Below are 22,952 nucleotides of genomic sequence, written 5' to 3' on the forward strand. Positions count from 1 at the left end.
GGCAAAAACCTTCAGGCATCTCCTTTCCGGTCAGACGACGTAGTCGACCAGCGCAGGTTCTTGTTTACAGAGGCGACGCCAGTCAACGATCGGCATACGCACTTGCAACCCCACGCTGCCGTCATCCTCCATCCACTCTTTTTCTATCGCCTGAAGCTGATAAAAACGGCTGCGCAGTCGGCCTTCCTCGGGCGGTAAACGCAGCGTGTGCTGAGCCACTTCACCGGAAAGACGTTCTGTTAAGGCCTGGAAAAGCAGTGGTACACCAACACCGGTCTGGGCAGAAAGCCAGACCCGAATCGGTATGTTCTCTTCATTCCTGTCGATACGCGGCTCGAAGCCGTCCAGCATATCGATTTTGTTCATTACCAGCAGCGTCGGGATCTCGTGCGCGTCAATTTCTTCCAGCACAATATTCACTGCATCAATGTTTTCCTGCAGGCGTACATCCGCAGCGTCAATAACGTGCAACAGCAACGTCGCCTGACGGGTCTCCTGCAGGGTGGCTTTAAATGCGGCCACCAGATCGTGCGGCAGATGACGGATAAAACCAACGGTATCCGCCAGCACGGTTTCTCCGACATCCGCCACGTCAATGCGGCGCAGCGTCGGATCCAGGGTCGCAAACAGCTGGTCTGCGGCATACACCTGGGCCTCAGTTATCTGGTTAAACAGGGTGGATTTACCTGCGTTGGTATAACCGACAAGCGACACCGTCGGAATGTCTGCTTTTTGTCGCGATCGGCGCCCCTGCTCACGTTGCTTCTCCACTCTTTCGAGCCGTGAGAGGATCTGGGTTATACGGCCACGTAACAAGCGGCGGTCGGTTTCGAGCTGGGTTTCACCCGGGCCGCGCAAACCAATCCCGCCTTTCTGTCTTTCAAGGTGTGTCCAGCCGCGCACCAGGCGCGTTGCCAGATGGCGCAACTGCGCCAGCTCAACCTGCAATTTCCCCTCATGGGTACGTGCACGTTGAGCAAAAATGTCTAAAATCAAACCCGTCCGATCGATAACCCGGCATTCACACAGACGTTCCAGGTTGCGTTCCTGGGCCGGCGTCAGGGCGTGATCAAAAAGCACGACTGATGCGCCAGTCGCTTTAACGGCATCCGCAATCTCTACTGCTTTACCTTCACCAACAAAATACTTTGGGTGCGGCGCTTTACGGCTACCGGTAATCACCTGCATTGCTTCGACACCGGCGGAAGAGACCAGAGATTCAAACTCCTGGAGATCTTCCATATCTTTGTCTTGCGAAAAATAGATGTGTACCAGCACCGCCTGCTCACCGGCATCGTAACGGTCAAACAAGCGTAAACCTCTCAAAAAAGATCAGCGGGGAACGCAGAAAACCTGGCTCCCCGATATGGAAATAACAGCCAGTAACCTTATTCGGTTTCTTCACTGTCCTGCGCAGGCGCAGAAGAACCCTGCGCGTTGCTGCCATGATGGTAGTTACTGGAACCGCCGCCAGCGTTATTGCTGTGATGAGATACCGGGCGAGACGGAACAACAGTAGAAATCGCGTGCTTGTAGACCATCTGGCTGACCGTGTTTTTCAACAGGATCACGAACTGATCGAAAGACTCAATCTGACCTTGCAGCTTAATACCATTCACCAAATAAATAGAAACTGGAACACGTTCACGACGCAGTGCGTTCAAGAACGGATCTTGTAAAGATTGCCCCTTAGCCATTCTATCTTTTCCTTATATGCTTGTTTTGTACTTAGAACCTTGCGATTCTGAAAAATTGCGCACGATACGGCTTAATTGTACACATTCAGTCTGCGATATCACCAACAACCTGTAATACATCATGTAACGCCTGTTGTGGCTTTTCACTGTCTAACCAGTGAACACCGTCCCAACCGCGCAACCAGGTTATCTGGCGTTTCGCCAACTGTCTCGTGGCGCAAATACCTCGATAAACCATTTCATCATGTGAAATCTCACCTTCAATGTATGACCACATCTGGCGATAACCCACACAACGAATGGAAGGCATATCCGTATGCAAATCTCCACGGGCAAATAGCGCCCGCACTTCTGCTTCAAAATCTGAAGCTAACATCTGATGAAAACGCTGCTCAATTCGCTGATGGAGCAGTTCACGGCTCGCCGGGGCGATGGCGAACTGATGCACCTGATACGGCAGAGCCTCTCCTGACGTTTGCGTCAGTTCCGTTAAAGTTTTACCCGAAATGAAAAAAACTTCCAGTGCCCGGGAAAGCCTTTGCGGATCATTTGGATGAATACGTGCTGCGGCAACCGGGTCGATCTCAGTCAGTTGCTCGTGCAGCGCACCCCATCCCTGCTCTGCCGCCTGTTGCTCAATCTTTGCTCTTACCGCCGGGTCTGCCGATGGCAATGGCGACAACCCTTCCAGTAAGGCCTTGAAATAGAGCATTGTTCCACCCACTAACAGGGGAATACGTCCTGCTGCGGTGATCTCTGCCATCTGGGCCAGCGCATCGCGACGAAAATCTGCCGCTGAGTAAGCCTGCGCCGGGTCGAGAATATCCAGTAATCGGTGCGGTGCCGCGCGTAACTCGTCTGCGTTAGGCTTTGCCGTACCGATATCCATCCCCTGATAAATAAGGGCGGAATCAACGCTAATCAACTCTACTGGCAAAACTTTACGTAACTCAATGGCTAACGCGGTTTTACCGGAGGCCGTTGGCCCCATCAAAAATATCGCCTTTGGCAGGCTGGTATTACTCAAGTCACTCATTTTTCAGGGCGTTCATCGCCAAATGTAGATCTACAGGTTGCAACAAACCACCCGGCGGCGCTTTCACCAGCTGCGGGCAGAGGCGTTCGACCTCCGCCAGCACCGTGATCGCCTGCGCCATATTCCACGACGAATGCTCGCTGGCCAGCTGGCGGGCGATCCACTGCGCGGTGTTGGCGGCATCAAACGTCGTTTGTTGCGCCAGGTAGCCTATCAGTTCAGGAATCAAGTTTTGTAAATTTTGTTGGCGTAAGGGTAAAGGCACCGCCCGAAGCGTGACATGGTGCGCTTCGGTTACGACTTCGATACCCATTTCAGCCAGCGGCTTTTGATAGCGCTGGATGACCTGCGTCTCTTGCGCTGAGATTTTTATCCGCACCGGAATCAGCAGCGGCTGGGCACAGGCCTGGTGTGGCCCGGGCGCAAGCTGCGCCTGTTTTAACCAGCGTTCGGCTACCGGCAGGGATAACAGCGCCAGCTGGCCGTCACGCTCCAGCAGGGCCGCATCTGGCGATACAATGGTCAGCACCCGGCCAAAACTCTGGCTATGCCCCACCAGCGTAGAGGCCGCAGGCGCGACATCCTCTGTTTTCTGCGCAGGGGCCGGGGTATCAAGCAGCGTCCGATAGACCGCCCCCGCCTGCTTCTGATAACCCGGCTGCGCATGCGGGTAGCTGGCGCCCGACGCGCGAGGGGCTGCGCCGCCGGATGCAAAGCGCGGTGCGGCTGGCTCACGCGCGACAGCCGGTTCGGCAAACTGGTTTCTTCCCGCCGCAACGCGGTTTTCCGGAATGGGACGCGGCGCAGGCTCCACCTCACTCAACGGGAGAGTTGGCTCAGCCTGCTGCTGCAGGACGCTCAGCACGCCCTGGTAGATAAAGTCATGCACCAGCCGCGACTGATGAAAACGCACCTCATGCTTCGCCGGATGGACATTCACATCCACCTGATGCGGGTCGATTTCAAGATAGAGTACAAAAGCGGGCTGCTCTCCGGCACCGAGTTTATCCTCGCACGCCTGGCGGATAGCATGGTTGATCAAACGGTCACGCATCATGCGCCCATTTACGTAGCAATACTGGATCTCAGCAAAAGCCGCACTGCTCGCTTTCGGATCGGCCACCCAGCCGCGCAGGGTCAGATCCCCATGCTGCCACTCGATGGCCAGCGCCTGTTCAAGAAACGGCGTGCCGCAGATGGCGCCCAGCCGGCGCTCTTTCTGCCCACCCTGCGCCACGGCGCGGTACTGGCGCATCATCTTGCCGTTATGGCTCAGATTGATGGTGACATCGAAACGCGCCAGGGCGATGCGGCGAATAATCTCGTCGATATGGCCGAATTCGGTTTTCTCGGTGCGCATAAACTTGCGCCGCGCCGGAGTGTTGTAGAACAGATCCAGCACTTCCAGCGTTGTTCCCACCGGGTGTGCGGCAGGTTTCACCGTTACGTCCATATCTCTGCCTTCGGCGTAAGCCTGCCAGGCTTCCGGCTGTTCGGCGGTACGGGAGGTGAGCGTCAGACGCGAGACGGAGCTGATACTGGCCAGCGCTTCGCCGCGGAAACCGAGACTGATAATGGCTTCGAGATCGTCGAGAGAGGCGATTTTGCTGGTTGCGTGACGAGCCAGCGCCAGCGCCAGCTCCTCTTTTTTAATACCGCAGCCGTTATCGCGGATCCGAATAAGTTTCGCACCGCCGCGTTCAATATCAATGTCGATACGGGTTGCTCCCGCATCGAGACTGTTTTCCACCAGCTCTTTCACTACCGACGCAGGTCGCTCTACCACCTCACCGGCGGCGATTTGGTTCGCAAGCTGCGGCGGCAGAACCTGAATCGGCATGAAATCTCCTTAGTTGGTCGAGGTCGACTCGCCCGGTAATACGGCGCTGGCGGTCTGCCCCGCGCCACTCTGCGGTGCAGACTGGAGCGGATGCGTATCAAAATACTTACGCAGGCCTTTATAAATCGCTTCGGCAATCTGCTGCTGGTAGCGGTCGCTGCCCAGCAAACGCTCTTCGCCGTTATTACTGATAAAGCCCGTTTCCACCAGAATGGACGGGATATCAGGCGAACGCAGCACGCCCAGGCTGGCATGTTCCGGGCGGCGCTTGTGCAGGGAACCGACGCTTTGCAGCTGATTCAGGACGTTAGTCGCCACATCATACCCGACACGCTGAGAATGGCCGAACTGTAAATCCAGTACCGCCTGGCTCAGGTAGGGATCCGACTGGCTGTTCGCCAGCACATCACCTGCCCCGCCTAACAGTTCGGATTGTTTTTCATGTTCCTCAAGCCAGTTTGCCATTTCGCTGTTAGCGCGACGGTTGGAAAGCACCCATACGGATGCCCCTGTCGCGTTGCGGTTGGGAGCGGCATCGGCATGCACAGAGACCAGGAAATTGGCATTCTGCTGACGCGCGACGTCAGAACGCCCCATGACCGAGATAAAATAATCGCCGTCGCGAGTCAGGACGCCTTTAAACATCGGGTCGTCGTTCAGCAAGGTCCTCAGCTTACGGGCAATGGCGATTGTCACATTTTTCTCACGCGTCCCACCCGGCCCGATGGCGCCAGGATCCTCGCCACCGTGTCCGGCATCAATCGCAATAATGACTTTATCACCGTTTACCTGGCGCGCCTGCGCTGCCGGTCGGGTCACCGTGTTGCTGCTGGTGACGCTGGTAATACGATCGCTGCAGGATTTAAACGGATTGCGGGCCGGCTCTGAAGGGCGCGGCGCCACGACAGGTGCTTCCACCCGCTTCGCCACCACTGGCGGAGGAGGCGGCGGCGGTGCATCGGCATTGATGGTAAAGATCACCATATAGTTCGCGCCATTCTGTTGCTTCACCGCCCGGGTCTTGCCGTTTTGGGTTAAATCGACCACCAGACGCAGGGACTGATCGTCTTTCGGCGTACCGGAACGGATGCTGTGCACCAGGTTGTTGCCGCTGAACTGGAGCGGCAGCCCCTTGATGACGCCGGTCTGTTTAATATCCAGCGCGACGCTGCGTTTATCGTCCTGCGAAAACGCATACTCAGGATCGCCCATAAAGCTGAAGGTGATCCTGGCCTGATTGTCGCCGTTGGACACCTGAATATCGGACAAGGTTGCCGCCCCGGCCTGCGCACAAAACAGCACCGTTGCAGCCATCAACCAACTCTTAACGCGATTAATCATCCCGTTATCTCTTTTTTTAACCGGCTAACCGGGCCAGTATGGCGTTTCCTGATTCGGAGACAGCAGTGACGCGGGCTTCACGCCCTTGCGCCTGATACTCCAGGTGAATTTCAACATCCGGATCAGGCAAGACACCTGTTCCCTGCTGCGGCCACTCTACCAGGCAGATGGCATCGTTGGCGAAATAGTCACGGATCCCCATAAATTCCAGCTCTTCAGGATCGGCAAGGCGATAGAGATCGAAGTGATACACCATCAGGTTGTCCAGGGTGTAGGGCTCAACCAGCGTATAGGTCGGGCTTTTCACATTTCCCTTATGCCCCAGCGCCTGTAAGAAGCCCCGGCTAAAGGTGGTCTTCCCCGCGCCAAGGTCGCCATACAGATAAATGACGGTTGTGCCCTCGCAGGCCTGCGCCACGCGCTGGCCAAGATCTAAAGTTGCCTGTTCGTCGGGTAAAGGGATCACTCGATTAATCATTTTCTACGTCAATTATTTCCGGGTTAACAACACGCCGCAGCGTGTCAAAAAGATCGGTTGCCAGCATGCCGCGCGTGCCGTACTGGTCGGCCAGCCGATCGGCTGCTGTACCATGGGCGACGCAGCCTGCGCAGGCGGCATCATAAAGCGCCAGTTTCTGTCCGAGCAACGCCCCGATAATACCGGAGAGCACATCGCCCATGCCGCCGCTTGCCATTCCGGCATTACCGGCATCAATGATGCCTGACATCCCGCCCTCGCTGGCGACGACGGTGCCAGCGCCTTTCAGCACCACCACACCACCGTAACGTTTTACCAGACGCTGGGCAGAATGTAAGCGATCGCTTTCAATTTCTGCAACGCTGCAGTTAAGCAGGCGCGCGGCCTCGCCGGGGTGCGGCGTCAGGATGCGATTGTGACGTTTATCCGGGTTGATTGCCAGAAGGTTCAGCGCGTCAGCATCCCACAGCATGGCGTGGCGAAAATTCTCGACCTTCCGTAGCGCCTCTTTCCCCCACGGCTCCTGACCCAGACCGGGGCCAATCACCACCACATCGGCCCATTGCAGGCTGTCGTCCAGCGCCTGAATGGTGAGTTCGTGCACCATCAGCTCAGGCCGGGCGGTAACGATCGGAGCAATATTTTCGCGGCGAGTGAGGACGCGCACCAGCCCTGCGCCCGTCCGCAGTGCCGCTTCACCGGTCATGCGGATGGCCCCTGCGGTGCCGTGGTCGCCGCCGATAATCACCAGCCGGCCGTGATCGCCCTTATGGGATGTTGGGCGACGTGGGGGAAGCCAGTGCGCCAGTTGCGAGGCGTCAAAGCGGTCGATCGCCGTCTCCTGCCCGGCAAGCCAGCTCTCCAACCCGAGGGCGTTATGGTGCAATGCCCCGACCACATCCCGCGCTTTCCCGGTCAGCAGGCCGGGTTTGAGGGCAATAAAGGTCACCGTATGGTCGGCGTGAATGACTTCGCCGGGCGTGGCGCCCGTCTGCGCATTCAGCCCGGACGGGATATCCAGCGCAACGACAGGGGCCGGATGATGATTGGCATGAGCGATTAATCGGGCGACTTTATCGCGCGGCGCGCTGCGTAAACCGGTTCCCAGCAGGCCGTCGACGATCAGATCGACGCCTTCGGGCCAGGCCTTATCCGCGGCGTGGATAACCCCCGCCGCCTCCAGCCAGCTTTCCCGGGCTTTTGTCGCCTCTTCGGGAAGCGGTTTTTCGCTCTCCAGCGCCAGCAGCGTCACGGTCATACCGGCGGCCATCGCCAGGCGAGCAACGACATAGCCATCGCCGCCGTTGTTGCCATGGCCGCACAGAATCAGCCAGTGCCTGGCCCGCGGATACGTCGTGCGGGCAACGGCAAAAGCCGCCTCGCCCGCGCGCTGCATCAGCTCATAAAGCGTCATGCCGATGCTGTCCGCAGCCTCTTTTTCGGCGCGACGTAGCGCCTCCGCGGGCCAGACAGAATGTGGTATACTTGCGGGGTTTTTCTTCACAGTATGGTCCGTCATGTCACAGCCCCTCGATCTCAATCAGTTAGCGCAAAACATTAAACAGTGGGGCGCTGAGCTTGGTTTTCAACACGTGGGTATCACCGATACCGATCTTTCTGCCAGTGAACCAAAGCTCCAGGCATGGCTGGATAATCAATACCACGGCGAGATGGAGTGGATGGCGCGTCACGGCATGATGCGCGCCCGCCCGCATGAACTGTTGCCGGGGACCCTGCGCGTGATCAGCGTGCGGATGAACTACCTTCCCGCCAAAGCCGCCTTTGCCAGTACGCTGAAAGATCCTACTCTGGGATACGTCAGCCGTTATGCCCTGGGGCGTGACTATCATAAATTGTTGCGTAACCGGCTCAAAAAGCTTGGGGAAATGATCCAGCAGCAGTGCGCCACGCTGAATTTTAGACCCTTTGTCGATTCTGCGCCTGTACTTGAGCGCCCGCTGGCTGAAAAAGCGGGACTTGGCTGGACAGGTAAGCACTCACTTATCCTCAGCCGCGACGCCGGCTCGTTCTTCTTCCTCGGTGAACTGCTGATTGATCTTCCCCTGCCGGTGGATAAGCCGGTTGAGGACGGCTGTGGGCGGTGCGTGGCCTGCATGACCATCTGTCCCACAGGCGCCATCGTTGAGCCTTACACCGTCGATGCCCGTCGCTGCATCTCCTATCTGACCATCGAACTCGAAGGAGCGATCCCGGAAGAGTTTCGGCCGTTAATCGGCAATCGCATTTATGGCTGCGATGATTGTCAGCTCATCTGCCCGTGGAACCGTTATTCGCAGTTAACGGAAGAGGACGACTTCAGCCCACGTAAGGCCCTGCACGCGCCACCGCTTATCGAGCTATTTGCCTGGAGCGAAGCCTGGTTTCTGAAGGTAACGGAGGGATCGGCTATTCGCCGCATCGGGCATCTGCGCTGGCTGCGCAATGTCGCGGTCGCGCTGGGAAATGCCCCCTGGGACGAAGCCAATCTTCAGGCTCTGGAAAGTCGCCGAGGTGAGCACCCACTTCTTGATGAACACATAGAGTGGGCGGTTGCGCAGCAGATCGCCAAACGAAACGCCTGCGTGGTAGAGGTGCAATTACCGCAGAAAATCAGGCTGGTACGGGTGGTGGAAAAAGGGCTCCCACGGGATGCATGATGTTTCCACAGGCTGTGAATAAAATTTAAAAGCCAGAAGTAGTCTGGGCCCGGCAACAGGTCAAGTGATCGGCTTAACATTTTGAAATGAAATTTTCTTTATTATTTTCAACGGATTATAAAGTTACTATTCATCAGGCGAAGTATTCGCATATTCACTGAAAAAAGACAAAGCTGTGGATAAGTCTGTTAAGAAGAGTTTGTCAGAAATGAAACAAATCATCCCCGGCGGGGCTTTCCGCGGTGGATATCTGGAGGAGGAGAAAAAATTTGGAGCGGGAAACGAGACTCGAACTCGCGACCCCGACCTTGGCAAGGTCGTGCTCTACCAACTGAGCTATTCCCGCTTGGGTGGTGCGTATCTTGCGATACCTTTCAAATTTTGGAGCGGGAAACGAGACTCGAACTCGCGACCCCGACCTTGGCAAGGTCGTGCTCTACCAACTGAGCTATTCCCGCTTAATCTTCGTCTTTCAAGCCGCCACTGCGTTGGCTGCCTTCACTCACCTTAGTCACTTACTTTAGTAAGCTTCTAAGGATTCGTTCAGTTGCCGCCTTGTTGCAACTTGAAATCCTGCGATTGGTGGTCTTACTGCACAGCGAAAGATTTGGAGCGGGAAACGAGACTCGAACTCGCGACCCCGACCTTGGCAAGGTCGTGCTCTACCAACTGAGCTATTCCCGCAAAATCTGTGCTGTCGTAACGATGAATTCTCTGTCGTTACGGGAGGCGCATTATACGAGAAATCCTTTCTGCTGCAACCCCCCTAAAAGCGTTTTTTTATAAATTTAGTTCAAGTGCTGCAATATTCGTCACATTGCGCATTTTTAAATCGTTTTAGCCGCTTAGGCCCGGCAAGTGCTGCCCTGCCGGGCCTGTCGCTTATAATTTAATAAAATGTTCGCGGTAGTAAGCCAGTTCCGCCACAGACTCACGGATATCGTCCATCGCCTGGTGGGTGCCCTGCTTCTTAAAGCCATCCAGCATCTCGGGCTTCCAGCGACGGGCCAGCTCTTTCAGGGTGCTGACATCGAGATAACGGTAGTGGAAATACGCTTCCAGCTCCGGCATGTACTTAAACAGAAAACGGCGATCCTGGCCAATACTGTTACCACAGATAGGCGATTTGCCCTGCGGCACCCACTGCTTGAGGAACTCAATGGTGGCCAGTTCGGCTTCACGATCGCCCTGCGTACTGGCCTTAACGCGATCCACCAGCCCGCTACCGGTGTGGGTGCGCACGTTCCAGTCGTCCATCAATGCCAGCTGCGCGTCGGACTGATGCACGGCAATGGTGGGCCCTTCCGCCAGCACATTCAGGTTCGCGTCGGTCACCAGCGTGGCGATCTCAATAATGCGATCGCGCTCGGGATCCAGGCCGGTCATCTCCAGATCGATCCAAATCAGATTGTTTTCATCTGCACTCATGTTATTTTCCACCCTTCTCGTATAACCGGCCGTGGCAGGTTAACTAGTATTGATTAGTGTGTATCATAGAGGTTTTGCCCAATATGGGCGACCAGGAGCCAGCACGATTGAGTAAAAATAAACTCTCCAAAGGGCAGCAGCGCCGCGTGAAAGCCAATCACCAGCGCCGTCTTAAAACCACTTCGGAGAAGGTCGATTACGACGACAACCTGTTTGGCGAACCCGCGGAAGGCGTGGTGATTAGCCGCTTCGGTATGCATGCCGATGTGGAATCCGCCGATGGCGACGTTCACCGTTGCAACATTCGCCGCACCATCCGCTCGCTGGTGACCGGTGACCGCGTGGTATGGCGTCCGGGTAAAACCGCAGCAGAAGGCGTGACGGTGAAAGGCATCGTTGAAGCCGTACACGAACGCACGTCGGTCCTGACGCGCCCCGACTTTTACGACGGCGTAAAACCCATTGCCGCCAATATCGATCAGATCGTGATTGTCTCTGCGATCCTGCCCGAGCTGTCGCTGAATATTATCGACCGTTATCTCGTCGCCTGTGAAACTCTGCAGGTTGAACCGCTGATCGTCCTGAACAAGATTGATCTGCTCGACGGTGAAGGCATGGACTTCGTTAATGAGCAGATGGATATTTATCGCAAGATTGGCTATCGCGTGCTGATGGTCTCAAGCCGGACGCAGAATGGCCTGAAGCCGCTCGAAGAGGCATTGACCGATCGCATCAGCATTTTTGCCGGTCAGTCCGGCGTGGGCAAATCCAGCCTGCTGAACAACCTGCTCGGTTTGCAACAAGAGATCCTGACCAACGACGTCTCTGACAACTCCGGTCTGGGCCAGCACACCACCACCGCCTCACGGCTGTATCACTTCCCGCACGGCGGCGATGTGATCGACTCCCCGGGAGTGCGTGAATTTGGCCTGTGGCATCTCGAACCCGATCAAATCTTTAACGGCTTTGTCGAATTCCTCGACTATTTAGGCGAGTGTAAATACCGCGACTGCAAGCATGACAACGATCCTGGCTGTGCCATACGCGCAGCGGTCGAAAACGGTGAAATTGCGGAAACCCGTTTTGCAAACTATCACCATATTCTCGAAAGCATGGCGCAGGTAAAAACGCGTAAAAGCTTTTCTGAATCTGATGACTGACAACTAAGCTAAGCGTCGCTAAAATCGTCCCCTTTTTTCAGGTTCCGGCTGTCTGACAGCCGGATCAGGAACGACAAAACAATGGCCTGGAGGCTACCTTGTTAAACTCATTTAAACTTTCGCTTCAATACATTCTGCCAAAACTGTGGCTCACTCGCCTGGCGGGCTGGGGCGCGAGCAAACGAGCGGGCTGGCTGACGAAGCTGGTGATCGATCTGTTCGTGAAATACTACAAGGTCGATATGAAGGAAGCGCAGAAGCCGGATACCGCCAGCTACCGCACCTTCAACGATTTCTTTGTGCGTTCACTGCGCGATGAAGTGCGCCCCCTGAATACCGATCCAAACGTGCTGGTGATGCCTGCTGACGGCGTGATCAGCCAGCTGGGCGCGATTGAAAACGACAAGATCCTGCAGGCCAAGGGCCACAACTACAGCCTGGAAGCCCTGCTGGCAGGCAACTACCTGATGGCGGATCTGTTTCGCAATGGCTCCTTTGCCACCACCTACCTGTCGCCGCGCGACTATCACCGCGTTCATATGCCGTGCAACGGCATTCTGCGGGAGATGATCTACGTTCCGGGCGACCTGTTCTCGGTAAACCATCTGACCGCGCAAAACGTCCCTAATCTTTTTGCCCGTAACGAGCGCGTGATCTGCTTGTTTGACACCGAGTTTGGTCCGATGGCGCAGATTCTGGTGGGCGCGACAATCGTTGGCAGCATTGAGACCGTCTGGGCAGGCACCATTACGCCACCGCGTGAAGGCGTGATCAAACGCTGGACCTGGCCTGAAGGTGAAAACGAAGGCTCCGTGGCGCTGCTTAAGGGCCAGGAGATGGGCCGCTTCAAGCTCGGCTCTACCGTGATCAACCTGTTTGCTCCGGGTAAAGTGAAGCTGGTTGAGCAGCTCGAAAGCCTGTCGGTAACCAAACTCGGCCAGCCGCTGGCGGTTTCGACGGAAACCTTCGTGACACCGGACGCAGAGCCTGCGCCGCTGTCAGACGAAGAGATCGCTGCCGAACTCGAAGCCAGCCCGCTGGTTGATGACAAAAAAGACGAAAGCTAAGCAAAAGGTAGACTGACGTGCGCCTGATTATCACTTTGCTGATGGCCTGGTGCCTCAGTACGGGGGCGTACGCCGCTACGGCCCCCGACAGCAAACAAATTTCACAGGAACTGGAGCAGGCGAAGGCGGCAAAGCCCGCCCAGCCGGAAACCGTTGAGGCGCTCGAGGCTGCGCTGAACGCGCTTGAGGAGCGTAAAGGCTCTCTCGAGCGTGCCACGCAGTATCAACAGGTCATTGATAACTTCGCCAAACTTTCCCAAACCCTGCGCGCGCAGCTGAGCGATCTGCGTGAAGAGCCGCGCCAGGTGCCTGCGGGCATGACTTCTGACACCCTGAATCAGGAGATCCTGCAGGTCAGCAGTCAGTTACTGGAAAAAACCCGCCAGGCGCAGCAGGAGCAGGAGCGCGCCCGTGATATTGCAGACTCCCTGAACCAGCTGCCGCAGCAGCAAACCGATGCCCGTCGTCAGCTCAATGAGGTTGAACGCCGGGCCGGAGCGCAAACCGGCAATACCGCCCTTAGCCAGGCTCAAAATCTGGGCATACAGGCGGAATCTGCCAGATTAAAAGCGCTGGTAGATGAGCTCGAGCTGGCGCAGCTTTCGGCCAACAATCGCCAGGAGCTGGCGCGAATGCGCTCTGAGCTGGCGAAAAAACAGGGCGAGCAGCTGGATGCTTATCTTCAGGCGCTGCGCAATCAGCTCAACAGCCAGCGTCAGCGTGAAGCAGAGCGGGCGCTGGAGAGCACCGAATTACTGGCTGAAAACAGCGAAAACCTGCCCTCCGGCATTGTTGAGCAATTCAAGGTCAACCGTGAGCTTTCGGCCGCGCTCAACCAGCAGGCGCAGCGTATGGATCTGGTGGCCTCCCAGCAACGCCAGGCCACTAATCAAACCCTACAGGTGCGTCAGGCGCTGAATACGCTGCGCGAGCAGTCACAGTGGCTGGGCTCCTCGAACCTGCTCGGTGAAGCGCTGCGTGCCCAGGTCGCCCGCCTGCCCGAGATGCCAAAACCCCAGCAGCTCGATACCGAAATGGCGCAGCTGCGTGTGCAGCGTCTGCGCTTTGAAGATCTGCTGAATAAGCAGCCACAGCTGCGTCAGATCCACCAGCCGGACGGCAAGCCGCTCACCGCCGAGCAGAACCGCATTCTGGAAGCGCAGCTCCGTACGCAACGGGAATTACTGAATTCACTGTTGCAGGGCGGCGATACGCTGCTGCTCGAGCTGACCAAACTGAAGGTTTCAAACAGCCAGCTGGAAGATGCGTTAAAAGAGGTCAACGAGGCGACTCACCGCTACCTGTTCTGGACCTCGGACGTACGGCCGATCTCCTTCTCCTGGCCGATTGATATTGTTCAGGATCTGCGGCGGTTAATTTCGCTGGATACTGTCAGCCAGCTCGGCAAAGCCAGCATCATGATGCTCACCAACAAGGAGACGATCTTCCCGCTGCTGGGAGCGCTGATTCTGGTCGGGTTCAGCATTTACTCGCGCCGGCACTTCACCCGCTTCCTCGACCGCTCCAGCGCCCGCGTCGGCAAAGTAACCCAGGACCATTTCTGGCTCACGCTGCGCACGGTCTTCTGGTCAATCCTGGTCGCCTCGCCGCTGCCGGTCCTGTGGATGACCCTGGGCTATGGCCTGCGCGAAGCCTGGCCTTATCCGCTGGCGGTGGCTATCGGTGCCGGCGTAACCGCCACCGTGCCGTTGCTGTGGGTGGTGATGATCTGCGCCACCTTCGCCCGCCCGAATGGGCTGTTTGTCGCGCACTTCGGCTGGCCGCGTAGCCGCGTGGCGCGGGCTATGCGCTACTACCTGATGAGCATCGGGCTTATTGTCCCGCTGATCATGGCGCTGATCATGTTTGATAACCTGAACGACCGGGAGTTTTCCGGCTCGCTCGGCCGTCTGTGCTTTATCCTGATTTGCGGTGCGCTGGCCGTGGTGACGCTGAGCCTGAAGAAAGCCGGCATCCCGCTCTATCTCGATAAAGAGGGCAGCGGCGATAACATGGTCAACCATATGCTGTGGAATCTGCTGCTTAGCGCGCCGCTGGCGGCGATTCTGGCAGCAGCCGTCGGCTATCTGGCTACCGCCCAGGCACTGCTGGCGCGTCTTGAAACCTCGGTAGCGATCTGGTTCCTGTTGCTGGTGGTCTATCACGTCATTCGCCGCTGGATGCTGATTCAGCGCCGGCGTCTGGCGTTTGACCGGGCGAAAAACCGCCGGGCCGAGATCCTCGCCCAGCGAGCGCGCGGCGAAGAGGAACCGGCCCATATGCTCAGCACGGAAGGAACCGTGGAGGTCGATGAAACTGAGCTGGATCTGGATGCCATCAGTACCCAGTCCCTGCGCCTGGTACGATCTATTCTGATGCTGGTCGCGTTGCTGTCCGTCATTGTGCTGTGGTCGGAAATTCATTCGGCGTTTGGCTTCCTGGAAAATATTACCCTCTGGGATGTGACCTCGACGGTACAAGGGGTGGAGAGCCTGGAGCCGATTACCCTCGGGGCGGTGCTGATTGCGATTCTGGTATTTATCATCACCACTCAGCTGATCCGTAACTTCCCGGCGCTGCTGGAGCTGGCCCTGTTACAGCATCTGGATTTAACGCCGGGTACCGGATACGCCATCACCACCATCACCAAATACCTGCTGATGCTGTTTGGCGGGCTGGTGGGCTTCTCGATGATCGGTATTGAGTGGTCTAAATTGCAGTGGCTGGTGGCGGCACTCGGCGTCGGGCTCGGGTTTGGTTTGCAGGAGATCTTCGCCAACTTTATCTCTGGCCTGATTATTCTGTTCGAAAAACCAATCCGTATTGGCGATACCGTGACGATCCGCGATCTGACCGGCAGTATTACAAAGATCAACACCCGCGCCACTACTATCAGCGACTGGGACCGTAAAGAGATCATTGTTCCCAACAAGGCGTTTATCACCGAGCAGTTTATTAACTGGTCGCTGTCGGACTCCGTGACGCGTGTGGTGCTGACCGTGCCGGCCCCGTCGGATGCTAACAGCGAAGAGGTCACGCAAATTCTCTATACGGCGGCCGAACGCTGCTCGCTGGTGATCAGCACGCCAGAGCCGGAAGTGTTCCTGGTGGATTTACAGCAGGGGATCCAGATTTTCGAACTGCGTATTTACGCGGCCGAGATGGGCCATCGCATGCCGCTGCGCCATGAGATCCACCAGCTGATTCTGGCGGGCTTCCGTGAACACGGTATTGATTTGCCGTTCCCACCGTTCCAGATGCGTCTGGAAAGTCTGGACGGGCGTAAGACGGGAAGAACCTTGACTTCGGCGGCGAAGACGCGACCGGCGGGGAGTTTGTAATGCAAATGCCCGGCGGCGCTGCGCTTGCACGGGCCTACATGTTTCGTAGGCCGGGTTAGCGCAGCGCCACCCGGCGCGCAGTCAGGCGCGGTCTACGGTGAACGCTATCACATCACCCAGCTGCTCAGCGCCCAGCGCCAGCATCACCAGACGATCAACACCCAGCGCCACGCCGGAGCAGTCCGGCAAACCGGCTTTTAACGCCTCCAGCAAATTTTGGTCGATAGGTTGCTGCGGCAGGCCACGCGCGGCGCGCTTGCGGTTATCCTGAGCAAAACGCTGCTGCTGTTCACGGGCGTCGGTCAGTTCATGGAAACCATTCGCCAGCTCAATACCTTTAAAGTACACCTCAAAACGCTCCGCCACGCGGTGATCTTCAGTGCTGATCTGGGCCAGCGACGCCTGGCTTGCCGGGAAGTGATAGACAAAGGTCGGGCGATCTTTACCAATCTGCGGTTCAACGCCAAAGGTAAAGAGCAGCTGTAGCAGCGTGTCGCGATCCTCTTCAGTATCCGCAACATTGCTAAGATCCAGTTTTGCCGCCACTTCACGCAGCTGGGTTTTGTCCGCAGAGAGCGGATCGATCTCCAGATGGCGCTGGAAAGCCTGCTGATAAGAGAGGGTTTCGGCTTCCGGGCACTCCAGTACCTGCTGCAGCAGATCGTCCACTTCATTCATCAGGCGATACATATCGTAATGCGGGCGGTACCACTCCAGCATGGTGAATTCCGGGTTGTGGTGACGCCCCATCTCTTCATTGCGGAAACTGCGACACAGCTGATATACCGGCCCACATCCCGCCGCCAGCAGGCGCTTCATGTGGTATTCCGGGCTGGTCATCAGGTAGAGATTCATCCCCTGGGAGTGACCAGGGCCAACAAAACGGGTTTCAAACGGCACCAGATGAATATCCGTTACCGTCGCCTGACTCATGCAGGGCGTTTCCACCTCCAGCACACCGCGGTCCGCAAAGAAGCGACGAATCTCCGCCATAATTGCTGCGCGTTTTAACAGATTGGGGATGGATGCGCTCGGCTGCCAGGTGGCCGTTTCGCTCATGAGAATTTCTCCGATTTCAGACAAGGGGACGAAGTCTACTCGTAACCCATGGCGGAGACAAATTTTGCACAGTCAATTTTGGGCTTTTTATAACTACCAATAATTTCGTGACGTGATTCATCAATTGCAATGATAAATCGAGGGAAAGAACCGCAAAAAAATCGAACACGTCAAATTTCCCTCTCTTTCCTACGGCTATACTGCGTTACCCATAAAGGAGCAGTGGAATCGCTTTCGCATTTGCCCTCCCGGGCCGTGCACTACCTTAGGGTAGGTGAGATGCGAAATATCAAAAATCTGGAGGAATGTCGTGCATACCTTTCAAGCCGATCTTGCCATTATTGGCGCTGGCGGAGCGGGATTACGCGCAGCAATTGCAGCTGCCCAGGCTAACCCAAACGCTAAAATTGCCCTGATTTCAAAAGTCTACCCGATGCGTAGCCATACGGTCGCTGCGGAGGGTGGATCCGCTGCCGTCGCGCAGGATCATGACAGCTTTGATTATCACTTTCACGACACCGTAGCTGGTGGCGACTGGCTTTGCGAACAGGATGTCGTTGATTATTTCGTACATCATTGCCCGACGGAAATGACCCAGCTGGAGCAGTGGGGTTGCCCGTGGAGCCGTCGTGATGACGGTAGCGTCAACGTGCGTCGCTTCGGCGGCATGAAGATTGAGCGAACCTGGTTTGCCGCCGACAAGACCGGCTTCCATATGCTCCACACCCTGTTCCAGACCTCGCTGCAGTTCCCCCAGATCCAACGCTTCGACGAACATTTTGTCCTCGACATTCTGGTCGATGACGGCCAGGCCCGCGGCCTGGTGGCGATGAACATGATGGAAGGTACGCTGGTTCAGATCCGAGCCAATGCCGTGGTGATGGCGACCGGCGGTGCCGGACGTGTTTACCGTTATAACACCAACGGCGGCATCGTGACCGGCGACGGGATGGGCATGGCGCTGCAGCACGGCGTTCCGCTACGCGATATGGAGTTCGTGCAGTATCACCCGACCGGCCTGCCGGGTTCCGGGATCCTGATGACCGAGGGCTGCCGCGGTGAAGGCGGCATTCTGGTCAATAAGGATGGCTATCGCTATCTCCAGGATTACGGCATGGGCCCGGAGACGCCGCTGGGTGAACCAAAGAACAAATATATGGAGCTTGGCCCGCGCGATAAAGTCTCTCAGGCCTTCTGGCATGAGTGGCGCAAAGGCAACACCATCCCTACCCCACGCGGCGATGTGGTCTATCTCGACCTGCGCCACCTGGGCGAGAAGAAGCTGCTGGAACGTCTGCCGTTCATCTGTGAACTGTCGAAAGCCTATGTCGGCGTCGACCCGGTTAAAGACCCGATCCCGGTACGTCCAACTGCGCACTACACCATGGGCGGTATCGAAACCGATCAGCAGTGTGAAACCCGAATTAAAGGCCTGTTTGCGGTGGGTGAATGCTCCTCCGTCGGCCTGCATGGCGCTAACCGCCTGGGCTCCAACTCGCTGGCCGAGCTGGTGGTATTTGGTCGCCTGGCGGGTGAGCAGGCCATGGCCCGCGCAGCAACAGCCGGAGCCGCTAACGGTGCCGCGCTCGATGCGCAGGCTACCGATGTCGAGCTGCGCCTGAAAAAACTGGTGAATCAGGAAGGGAGTGAGAACTGGGCGAAAATCCGCGATGAGATGGGGCTTTCCATGGAAGAAGGCTGCGGTATTTACCGTACGCCGGAGCTGATGCAGAAAACCATCGACAAACTGGCTGAGCTACAGGAACGCTTCAAACGCGTGCGGGTGACGGATACCTCCAGCGTCTTCAACACCGATCTGCTCTACACCATTGAGCTGGGTCACGGCCTGAACGTTGCTGAATGTATGGCGCACTCCGCCCTGGCGCGTAAAGAGTCGCGCGGCGCCCACCAGCGTCTGGACGAAGGCTGTACGGAGCGTGACGACGTCAACTTCCTCAAGCATACCCTCGCTTATCGCGACGCGGACGGCTCTACTCGTCTGGACTATAGCGACGTGAAGATCACCACGCTGGCACCGGCGAAACGCGTTTACGGTGCAGAAGCGGAAGCAGCCGAGAAAAAGGAGACGGCGAATGGCTGAAATGCAAACTCTGAAAGTTGAAGTGGTGCGCTATAACCCGGAAGTGGACAGCGCGCCGCACAGCACTTTCTATGAAGTTCCTTACGATGAGCAGACCTCCCTGCTGGATGCGCTGGGCTACATCAAAGACAATCTGGCACCGGACCTGAGCTACCGCTGGTCCTGCCGTATGGCGATTTGCGGCTCCTGCGGGATGATGGTCAACAAAGTGCCAAAGCTGGCCTGTAAAACCTTCCTGCGTGAATACCCGAAAGGGATGAAGGTCGAAGCCCTGGCTAATTTCCCAATCGAACGCGATCTGGTGGTCGACATGACCCACTTTATCGAAAGCCTGGAAGCCATTAAGCCGTACATCATTGGCAACCCGCGTACGCCGGATCAGGGGCCGAACAAGCAGACCCCGGCGCAGATGGCCAAGTATCACCAGTTCTCCGGCTGCATCAACTGTGGTCTGTGCTATGCCGCCTGCCCGCAGTTTGGCCTGAATCCCGAGTTTATCGGCCCGGCCGCCATTACCCTGGCGCATCGTTACAACGAAGACAGCCGGGATCACGGGAAGAAAGAACGTATGGCGCAGCTGAACGGCCAGAACGGCGTCTGGACCTGTACCTTTGTCGGCTACTGCTCGGAAGTCTGTCCGAAGCATGTCGATCCGGCCGCCGCGATCCAACAGGGCAAAGTAGAAAGCTCGAAAGACTTTCTTATCGCCACCCTGAAACCACGCTAAGGAGTGCATGATGACGACTAAACGCAAAGCCTATGTGCGGCCGATGCCGTCCACCTGGTGGAAAAATCTGCCGTTTTATCGCTTCTATATGCTGCGTGAAGGCACGGCGGTACCGGCGGTGTGGTTCAGCATCGAACTGATGTACGGCCTGTTTGCCCTTAAGCATGGTCCGGAAACCTGGGCCGGTTTTGTCGGGTTCCTGCAGAACCCGATAGTGGTGATCCTGAATATCATCGTGCTGGCGGCAGCGCTGTTGCATACCAAAACCTGGTTTGAGCTGGCGCCGAAAGCAGCAAATATTATCGTCAAAAATGAAAAACTGGGGCCAGAGCCGATCATTAAAGGACTCTGGGTGGTGACTGCGGTCGTGACCGTGGTGATTCTTGGCGTAGCCCTGTTCTGGTAAGGAGACCACTGTGATTAATCCAACTCCAAAACGTTCTGACGAGCCCGTCTTCTGGGGGCTTTTTGGGGCAGGCGGCATGTGGTGCGCCATCATCGCGCCGGTCATTATTCTGCTGGTGGGCATTATGCTGCCGTTGGGGCTCTATCCCGGGGATGCCCTGAGCTACGAGCGGGTGCTGGCCTTTGCCCACAGCTTTATAGGGCGAATTTTCATCTTCCTGATGATTGTGCTGCCGCTGTGGTGTGGTCTGCACCGTATTCATCACGCCATGCACGACCTGAAGATCCACGTCCCTAACGGGAAATGGGTGTTCTACGGGCTGGCGGCCATCCTGAGCGTGGTCACGCTGGTTGCCGTGGTCTTTATGTAATCCTTCTCCGCTCTCCCGCCAGCCGGTGGGAGAGCAAAATTCCTGACAGGTTCTACACTTATCAAAAATCCTGTAAGGAAACGCCTATGCGCATCCTGCCCGTCATCGCCGCCGTTGCCGCTGCATTTCTGGTTGTTTCCTGTAGTGCTCCTACTCCGCCCCGGGGCGTGACTGTCGTCCGGCCCTTTAACGCCCAGCAATTCATGGGCTCCTGGTATGAAATTGCCCGTTTTGATCACCGCTTTGAACGTGGTCTACAAAAGGTGACGGCTCACTACAGCCTGATGAGCGATGGCGGTATTCAGGTTATCAACCGGGGCTACAACCCTGAGCGCGACATGTGGCAAAAAGTGATGGGAAAAGCGTACTTTACCGGCGCGTCTGACACCGCAGCGCTGAAAGTCTCTTTCATCGGTCCTTTTTATGGTGGCTATAACGTGATTGCGCTGGATAAAGATTACCAGCATGCGCTGGTGTGCGGGCCCAATCGTGACTACCTGTGGCTCCTCTCCCGCACACCGACGATTTCAGATGAGATGAAACAGAGGCTACTGAATTCTGCCACCCGTCAGGGATTTGATATCAGCCAGTTGGTCTGGATTGAACAACCCCATTAGTGGGTGCTGAGCTTCAGCCCAATAATACCGGCAACAATCAATGCGAGGCTGGCAATACGCGCCAGGCTCGCTGACTCACCCAGCAGTAAAATCCCGGTAATGGCCGCACCTACCGCGCCAATCCCCGTCCATACTGCATACGCCGTTCCCACGGGCAGCGAGCGCATAGCCCAGGAGAGCAGCACGATACTGACGATCATGGCGGAAACGGTAATGATGCTGGGCGTGAGTCGCGTAAAGCCGTGGGTATATTTCAGACCAATGGCCCATACCACTTCGAGCAAACCGGCAATAAAAAGAATAATCCAGGACATAAAGGCTCCTTAACTTAAATAACAGTCTGGGGCCGTCCCCGATGAGAGAAGCGCTTACAGGTCGTCCTGCAAGGCGGGTGAATCTCATATTTTGAAGAGCATGAATTCATTTTTCAACGTGTTTATTTCAGACATTAGTTGAGCGTTTGAAAGCGAGAAATAGACGTAATTAGCAGCGAAATTCACTCATTTATAACTCATCCGACTTCTTTATTATGGGACACTTCCTGATAGCAGGAAGCGACTACACTTTGCCGATTGCGAAAAACTAATGTTCAAAATTCTTTTGATTGACCGATGTCATTACACCCGCACGGGCCTGGAAATGTGGATCAATCATTCAGGGCTATTTCCTTCCCCTGTGTTGGTGACAGGCCTCAACAATCTCTTTCTTGCCAGAGAGCATATTCTGCAGTGGAAGCCGACGCTGGTGATTGCAGATTTGCAGGGGTTTACGTCAGACCTTCAGCACATCCATCAGCTCTCATCCGTAATGAATGCCAGTGAAACCGCACCTTTTGTTTTGCTGCATTCAGAGGAACAACCTGAAATGTCTGCATTTATGAACGCCTTTCCCCTGTGGGCATCGTTGGCCAAAACGACCCCACTGGAGGTACTGGCGCAGACAATTAATGAGGCGCTAGCATCCCAGGAAAGCAGTGAACCTGCATCGGCGGCATCGCCATTGCTGACACGTCAGGAAGAGAAAGTGTTAACGCTGTGGATGGAGGGTGCCAGCAATCAGAAAATTGCCTGCAAACTGAGCATTCATGGGAAAACGGTATACACCTACAAGCGCAATATTCGAATGAAACTGCACATGGATACACGGTATTCACCGTTTCTGTCACTGCCCTGAGCGGTAAACTGAGGGTACGGCGACGTATTAAGCCCCGTACCGCCCAAAATTACTGCTGTGCTTTAGTTGCCGCACCAGAGATCGCGCTGCCGCCAGAGGAGATATCTTCACCAACGCCGCGAGTGGTATTACAGGCAGTTAATACTGATGAAAGCACCAGGACAGAAAAGATCGCTACACATGTTTTCTTAAGCATAATGTCTTCCTTTTTTAGGCAAAGTTATTGTGTACAGCCACATAAGCATAGCCAGGATCCCGGCGAGTGACGGAAAAGGAAGCATTTTTAGGAAAAGTAGAAGATATCAGGAGGCGGCGTGAGAAATAGCATGACCCAGGCTTTTAATGTCTTCCCCGACACCACGGGCCGTGTTGCATCCGGTGAGAAGAGAGCCAGCAAGAACCATCAGCAGTAAGATTTTGATTGTGCGCGGCATCGTCCATGGACCTTTTATCG

General features: G+C 56.2%; 22 protein-coding genes and 3 tRNA genes. 10 read left to right on the forward strand and 15 right to left on the reverse strand.

The genetic code is table 11. From position 1 onward, the window contains the following. Nucleotides 1–30 precede the first annotated feature (30 nt). From hflX to nnr, 7 genes are all read right to left on the reverse strand, one after another. Nucleotides 31–1,311: a ribosome rescue GTPase HflX gene (gene hflX / locus LRS40_RS04965; RefSeq protein ID WP_142487954.1), complete on the reverse strand. Its 1,281-nt coding sequence runs from the start codon at nucleotides 1,309–1,311 to the stop codon at nucleotides 31–33. A 77-nt stretch (nucleotides 1,312–1,388) separates the two neighbouring features. Beyond that, nucleotides 1,389–1,697 carry an RNA chaperone Hfq gene (gene hfq / locus LRS40_RS04970; protein ID WP_032616179.1) on the reverse strand — a complete coding sequence of 103 codons (309 nt, stop codon included), beginning with the start codon at nucleotides 1,695–1,697 and terminating at the stop codon, nucleotides 1,389–1,391. An 85-nt stretch (nucleotides 1,698–1,782) separates the two neighbouring features. Beyond that, on the reverse strand, nucleotides 1,783–2,733 hold the full coding sequence (gene miaA, locus LRS40_RS04975) for a tRNA (adenosine(37)-N6)-dimethylallyltransferase MiaA (protein WP_142487953.1): 951 nt from the start codon (nucleotides 2,731–2,733) through the stop codon (nucleotides 1,783–1,785). Further along, the gene (gene mutL, locus LRS40_RS04980) at nucleotides 2,726–4,573 is read right to left on the reverse strand and encodes a DNA mismatch repair endonuclease MutL (RefSeq protein ID WP_142487952.1); all 1,848 of its coding nucleotides are present in this window, start codon (nucleotides 4,571–4,573) and stop codon (nucleotides 2,726–2,728) included. Before mutL ends, miaA begins: the two co-directional genes overlap by 8 nt. A gap of 9 nt (nucleotides 4,574–4,582) precedes the next feature. Beyond that, nucleotides 4,583–5,914 carry an N-acetylmuramoyl-L-alanine amidase AmiB gene (gene amiB / locus LRS40_RS04985; protein WP_231313241.1) on the reverse strand — a complete coding sequence of 444 codons (1,332 nt, stop codon included), beginning with the start codon at nucleotides 5,912–5,914 and terminating at the stop codon, nucleotides 4,583–4,585. 16 nt (nucleotides 5,915–5,930) lie between these two features. Beyond that, the gene (tsaE, locus tag LRS40_RS04990; protein ID WP_142487950.1) at nucleotides 5,931–6,392 is read right to left on the reverse strand and encodes a tRNA (adenosine(37)-N6)-threonylcarbamoyltransferase complex ATPase subunit type 1 TsaE; all 462 of its coding nucleotides are present in this window, start codon (nucleotides 6,390–6,392) and stop codon (nucleotides 5,931–5,933) included. Beyond that, nucleotides 6,385–7,911 carry a bifunctional ADP-dependent NAD(P)H-hydrate dehydratase/NAD(P)H-hydrate epimerase gene (nnr, locus tag LRS40_RS04995; protein ID WP_231313242.1) on the reverse strand — a complete coding sequence of 509 codons (1,527 nt, stop codon included), beginning with the start codon at nucleotides 7,909–7,911 and terminating at the stop codon, nucleotides 6,385–6,387. The genes tsaE and nnr overlap by 8 nt, the downstream gene beginning before the upstream one ends. On the opposite strand from nnr, the gene queG reads away from it, so the two are divergent. Next, on the forward strand, nucleotides 7,910–9,049 hold the full coding sequence (gene queG, locus LRS40_RS05000; RefSeq protein ID WP_231313243.1) for a tRNA epoxyqueuosine(34) reductase QueG: 1,140 nt from the start codon (nucleotides 7,910–7,912) through the stop codon (nucleotides 9,047–9,049). The two genes, nnr and queG, sit on opposite strands and share 2 nt — an antisense overlap. 270 nt (nucleotides 9,050–9,319) lie before the next feature. On the opposite strand, the gene LRS40_RS05005 is transcribed toward queG, so the two are convergent. From LRS40_RS05005 to orn, 4 genes are all read right to left on the reverse strand, one after another. Beyond that, nucleotides 9,320–9,395, reverse strand: a tRNA-Gly gene (locus LRS40_RS05005). A 36-nt stretch (nucleotides 9,396–9,431) separates the two neighbouring features. Beyond that, a tRNA-Gly gene (locus LRS40_RS05010) sits at nucleotides 9,432–9,507 on the reverse strand. Between the two features lie 150 nt (nucleotides 9,508–9,657). Continuing rightward, a tRNA-Gly gene (locus tag LRS40_RS05015) sits at nucleotides 9,658–9,733 on the reverse strand. A 198-nt stretch (nucleotides 9,734–9,931) separates the two neighbouring features. Beyond that, on the reverse strand, nucleotides 9,932–10,477 hold the full coding sequence (gene orn, locus LRS40_RS05020; protein WP_142487947.1) for an oligoribonuclease: 546 nt from the start codon (nucleotides 10,475–10,477) through the stop codon (nucleotides 9,932–9,934). Between the two features lie 107 nt (nucleotides 10,478–10,584). On the opposite strand from orn, the gene rsgA reads away from it, so the two are divergent. From rsgA to mscM, 3 genes are all read left to right on the forward strand, one after another. After that, the gene (gene rsgA / locus LRS40_RS05025; protein ID WP_231313244.1) at nucleotides 10,585–11,637 is read left to right on the forward strand and encodes a small ribosomal subunit biogenesis GTPase RsgA; all 1,053 of its coding nucleotides are present in this window, start codon (nucleotides 10,585–10,587) and stop codon (nucleotides 11,635–11,637) included. A gap of 98 nt (nucleotides 11,638–11,735) precedes the next feature. Beyond that, on the forward strand, nucleotides 11,736–12,704 hold the full coding sequence (gene asd / locus LRS40_RS05030; protein ID WP_231313245.1) for an archaetidylserine decarboxylase: 969 nt from the start codon (nucleotides 11,736–11,738) through the stop codon (nucleotides 12,702–12,704). A 17-nt stretch (nucleotides 12,705–12,721) separates the two neighbouring features. Next, nucleotides 12,722–16,045: a miniconductance mechanosensitive channel MscM gene (gene mscM, locus LRS40_RS05035; RefSeq protein ID WP_231313246.1), complete on the forward strand. Its 3,324-nt coding sequence runs from the start codon at nucleotides 12,722–12,724 to the stop codon at nucleotides 16,043–16,045. Nucleotides 16,046–16,126: 81 nt separating this feature from the next. Here the strand turns inward: mscM and epmA are convergent, their stop codons facing one another. Further along, nucleotides 16,127–17,104, reverse strand: a complete 978-nt coding sequence (gene epmA, locus LRS40_RS05040) for an elongation factor P--(R)-beta-lysine ligase (RefSeq protein WP_142487943.1) — start codon at nucleotides 17,102–17,104, stop codon at nucleotides 16,127–16,129. 310 nt (nucleotides 17,105–17,414) lie between these two features. On the opposite strand from epmA, the gene frdA reads away from it, so the two are divergent. From frdA to blc, 5 genes are all read left to right on the forward strand, one after another. Continuing rightward, nucleotides 17,415–19,205 carry a fumarate reductase (quinol) flavoprotein subunit gene (gene frdA, locus LRS40_RS05045; protein ID WP_142487942.1) on the forward strand — a complete coding sequence of 597 codons (1,791 nt, stop codon included), beginning with the start codon at nucleotides 17,415–17,417 and terminating at the stop codon, nucleotides 19,203–19,205. Further along, nucleotides 19,198–19,932, forward strand: a complete 735-nt coding sequence (locus LRS40_RS05050) for a succinate dehydrogenase/fumarate reductase iron-sulfur subunit (RefSeq protein ID WP_039028428.1) — start codon at nucleotides 19,198–19,200, stop codon at nucleotides 19,930–19,932. Before frdA ends, LRS40_RS05050 begins: the two co-directional genes overlap by 8 nt. A gap of 10 nt (nucleotides 19,933–19,942) precedes the next feature. Continuing rightward, nucleotides 19,943–20,338 (forward strand): fumarate reductase subunit FrdC, encoded by a 396-nt coding sequence (gene frdC, locus LRS40_RS05055; protein ID WP_039028427.1) that lies wholly within the window; start codon nucleotides 19,943–19,945, stop codon nucleotides 20,336–20,338. A gap of 10 nt (nucleotides 20,339–20,348) precedes the next feature. Next, nucleotides 20,349–20,708, forward strand: a complete 360-nt coding sequence (gene frdD / locus LRS40_RS05060; RefSeq protein WP_231313247.1) for a fumarate reductase subunit FrdD — start codon at nucleotides 20,349–20,351, stop codon at nucleotides 20,706–20,708. Nucleotides 20,709–20,794: 86 nt separating this feature from the next. Next, on the forward strand, nucleotides 20,795–21,325 hold the full coding sequence (gene blc, locus LRS40_RS05065; protein ID WP_231313248.1) for an outer membrane lipoprotein Blc: 531 nt from the start codon (nucleotides 20,795–20,797) through the stop codon (nucleotides 21,323–21,325). Here the strand turns inward: blc and sugE are convergent. Further along, nucleotides 21,322–21,639: a quaternary ammonium compound efflux SMR transporter SugE gene (gene sugE / locus LRS40_RS05070; protein WP_032616159.1), complete on the reverse strand. Its 318-nt coding sequence runs from the start codon at nucleotides 21,637–21,639 to the stop codon at nucleotides 21,322–21,324. The genes blc and sugE overlap by 4 nt on opposite strands. Before the next feature lie 271 nt (nucleotides 21,640–21,910). On the opposite strand from sugE, the gene LRS40_RS05075 reads away from it, so the two are divergent. After that, nucleotides 21,911–22,498 carry a response regulator transcription factor gene (locus LRS40_RS05075; RefSeq protein WP_231313249.1) on the forward strand — a complete coding sequence of 196 codons (588 nt, stop codon included), beginning with the start codon at nucleotides 21,911–21,913 and terminating at the stop codon, nucleotides 22,496–22,498. A gap of 49 nt (nucleotides 22,499–22,547) precedes the next feature. Here the strand turns inward: LRS40_RS05075 and ecnB are convergent, their stop codons facing one another. Both ecnB and LRS40_RS05085 read right to left on the reverse strand, forming a co-directional pair. Then, nucleotides 22,548–22,694 carry a lipoprotein toxin entericidin B gene (ecnB, locus tag LRS40_RS05080; protein WP_142487938.1) on the reverse strand — a complete coding sequence of 49 codons (147 nt, stop codon included), beginning with the start codon at nucleotides 22,692–22,694 and terminating at the stop codon, nucleotides 22,548–22,550. 106 nt (nucleotides 22,695–22,800) lie between these two features. Beyond that, nucleotides 22,801–22,932 carry an entericidin A/B family lipoprotein gene (locus LRS40_RS05085; protein WP_142487937.1) on the reverse strand — a complete coding sequence of 44 codons (132 nt, stop codon included), beginning with the start codon at nucleotides 22,930–22,932 and terminating at the stop codon, nucleotides 22,801–22,803. Nucleotides 22,933–22,952 lie beyond the last annotated feature (20 nt).

Source organism: Leclercia sp. G3L (assembly GCF_021117075.1).
GTDB classification, from domain to species: Bacteria; Pseudomonadota; Gammaproteobacteria; order Enterobacterales; family Enterobacteriaceae; genus Enterobacter; species Enterobacter adecarboxylatus_C.

Bases quoted from the DNA above. Each gene is read 5' to 3' on its own strand.
- hfq (WP_032616179.1), bottom strand. From the start codon at position 1,697: ATGGCTAAGGGGCAATCTTTACAAGATCCGTTCTTGAACGCACTGCGT.
- miaA (WP_142487953.1), bottom strand. From the start codon at position 2,733: ATGAGTGACTTGAGTAATACCAGCCTGCCAAAGGCGATATTTTTGATG.
- mutL (WP_142487952.1), bottom strand. From the start codon at position 4,573: ATGCCGATTCAGGTTCTGCCGCCGCAGCTTGCGAACCAAATCGCCGCC.
- amiB (WP_231313241.1), bottom strand. From the start codon at position 5,914: ATGATTAATCGCGTTAAGAGTTGGTTGATGGCTGCAACGGTGCTGTTT.
- tsaE (WP_142487950.1), bottom strand. From the start codon at position 6,392: ATGATTAATCGAGTGATCCCTTTACCCGACGAACAGGCAACTTTAGAT.
- queG (WP_231313243.1), top strand. From the start codon at position 7,910: ATGTCACAGCCCCTCGATCTCAATCAGTTAGCGCAAAACATTAAACAG.
- nnr (WP_231313242.1), bottom strand. From the start codon at position 7,911: ATGACGGACCATACTGTGAAGAAAAACCCCGCAAGTATACCACATTCT.
- orn (WP_142487947.1), bottom strand. From the start codon at position 10,477: ATGAGTGCAGATGAAAACAATCTGATTTGGATCGATCTGGAGATGACC.
- epmA (WP_142487943.1), bottom strand. From the start codon at position 17,104: ATGAGCGAAACGGCCACCTGGCAGCCGAGCGCATCCATCCCCAATCTG.
- LRS40_RS05050 (WP_039028428.1), top strand. From the start codon at position 19,198: ATGGCTGAAATGCAAACTCTGAAAGTTGAAGTGGTGCGCTATAACCCG.
- frdC (WP_039028427.1), top strand. From the start codon at position 19,943: ATGACGACTAAACGCAAAGCCTATGTGCGGCCGATGCCGTCCACCTGG.
- blc (WP_231313248.1), top strand. From the start codon at position 20,795: ATGCGCATCCTGCCCGTCATCGCCGCCGTTGCCGCTGCATTTCTGGTT.
- sugE (WP_032616159.1), bottom strand. From the start codon at position 21,639: ATGTCCTGGATTATTCTTTTTATTGCCGGTTTGCTCGAAGTGGTATGG.
- LRS40_RS05075 (WP_231313249.1), top strand. From the start codon at position 21,911: ATGTTCAAAATTCTTTTGATTGACCGATGTCATTACACCCGCACGGGC.
- ecnB (WP_142487938.1), bottom strand. From the start codon at position 22,694: ATGCTTAAGAAAACATGTGTAGCGATCTTTTCTGTCCTGGTGCTTTCA.
- LRS40_RS05085 (WP_142487937.1), bottom strand. From the start codon at position 22,932: ATGCCGCGCACAATCAAAATCTTACTGCTGATGGTTCTTGCTGGCTCT.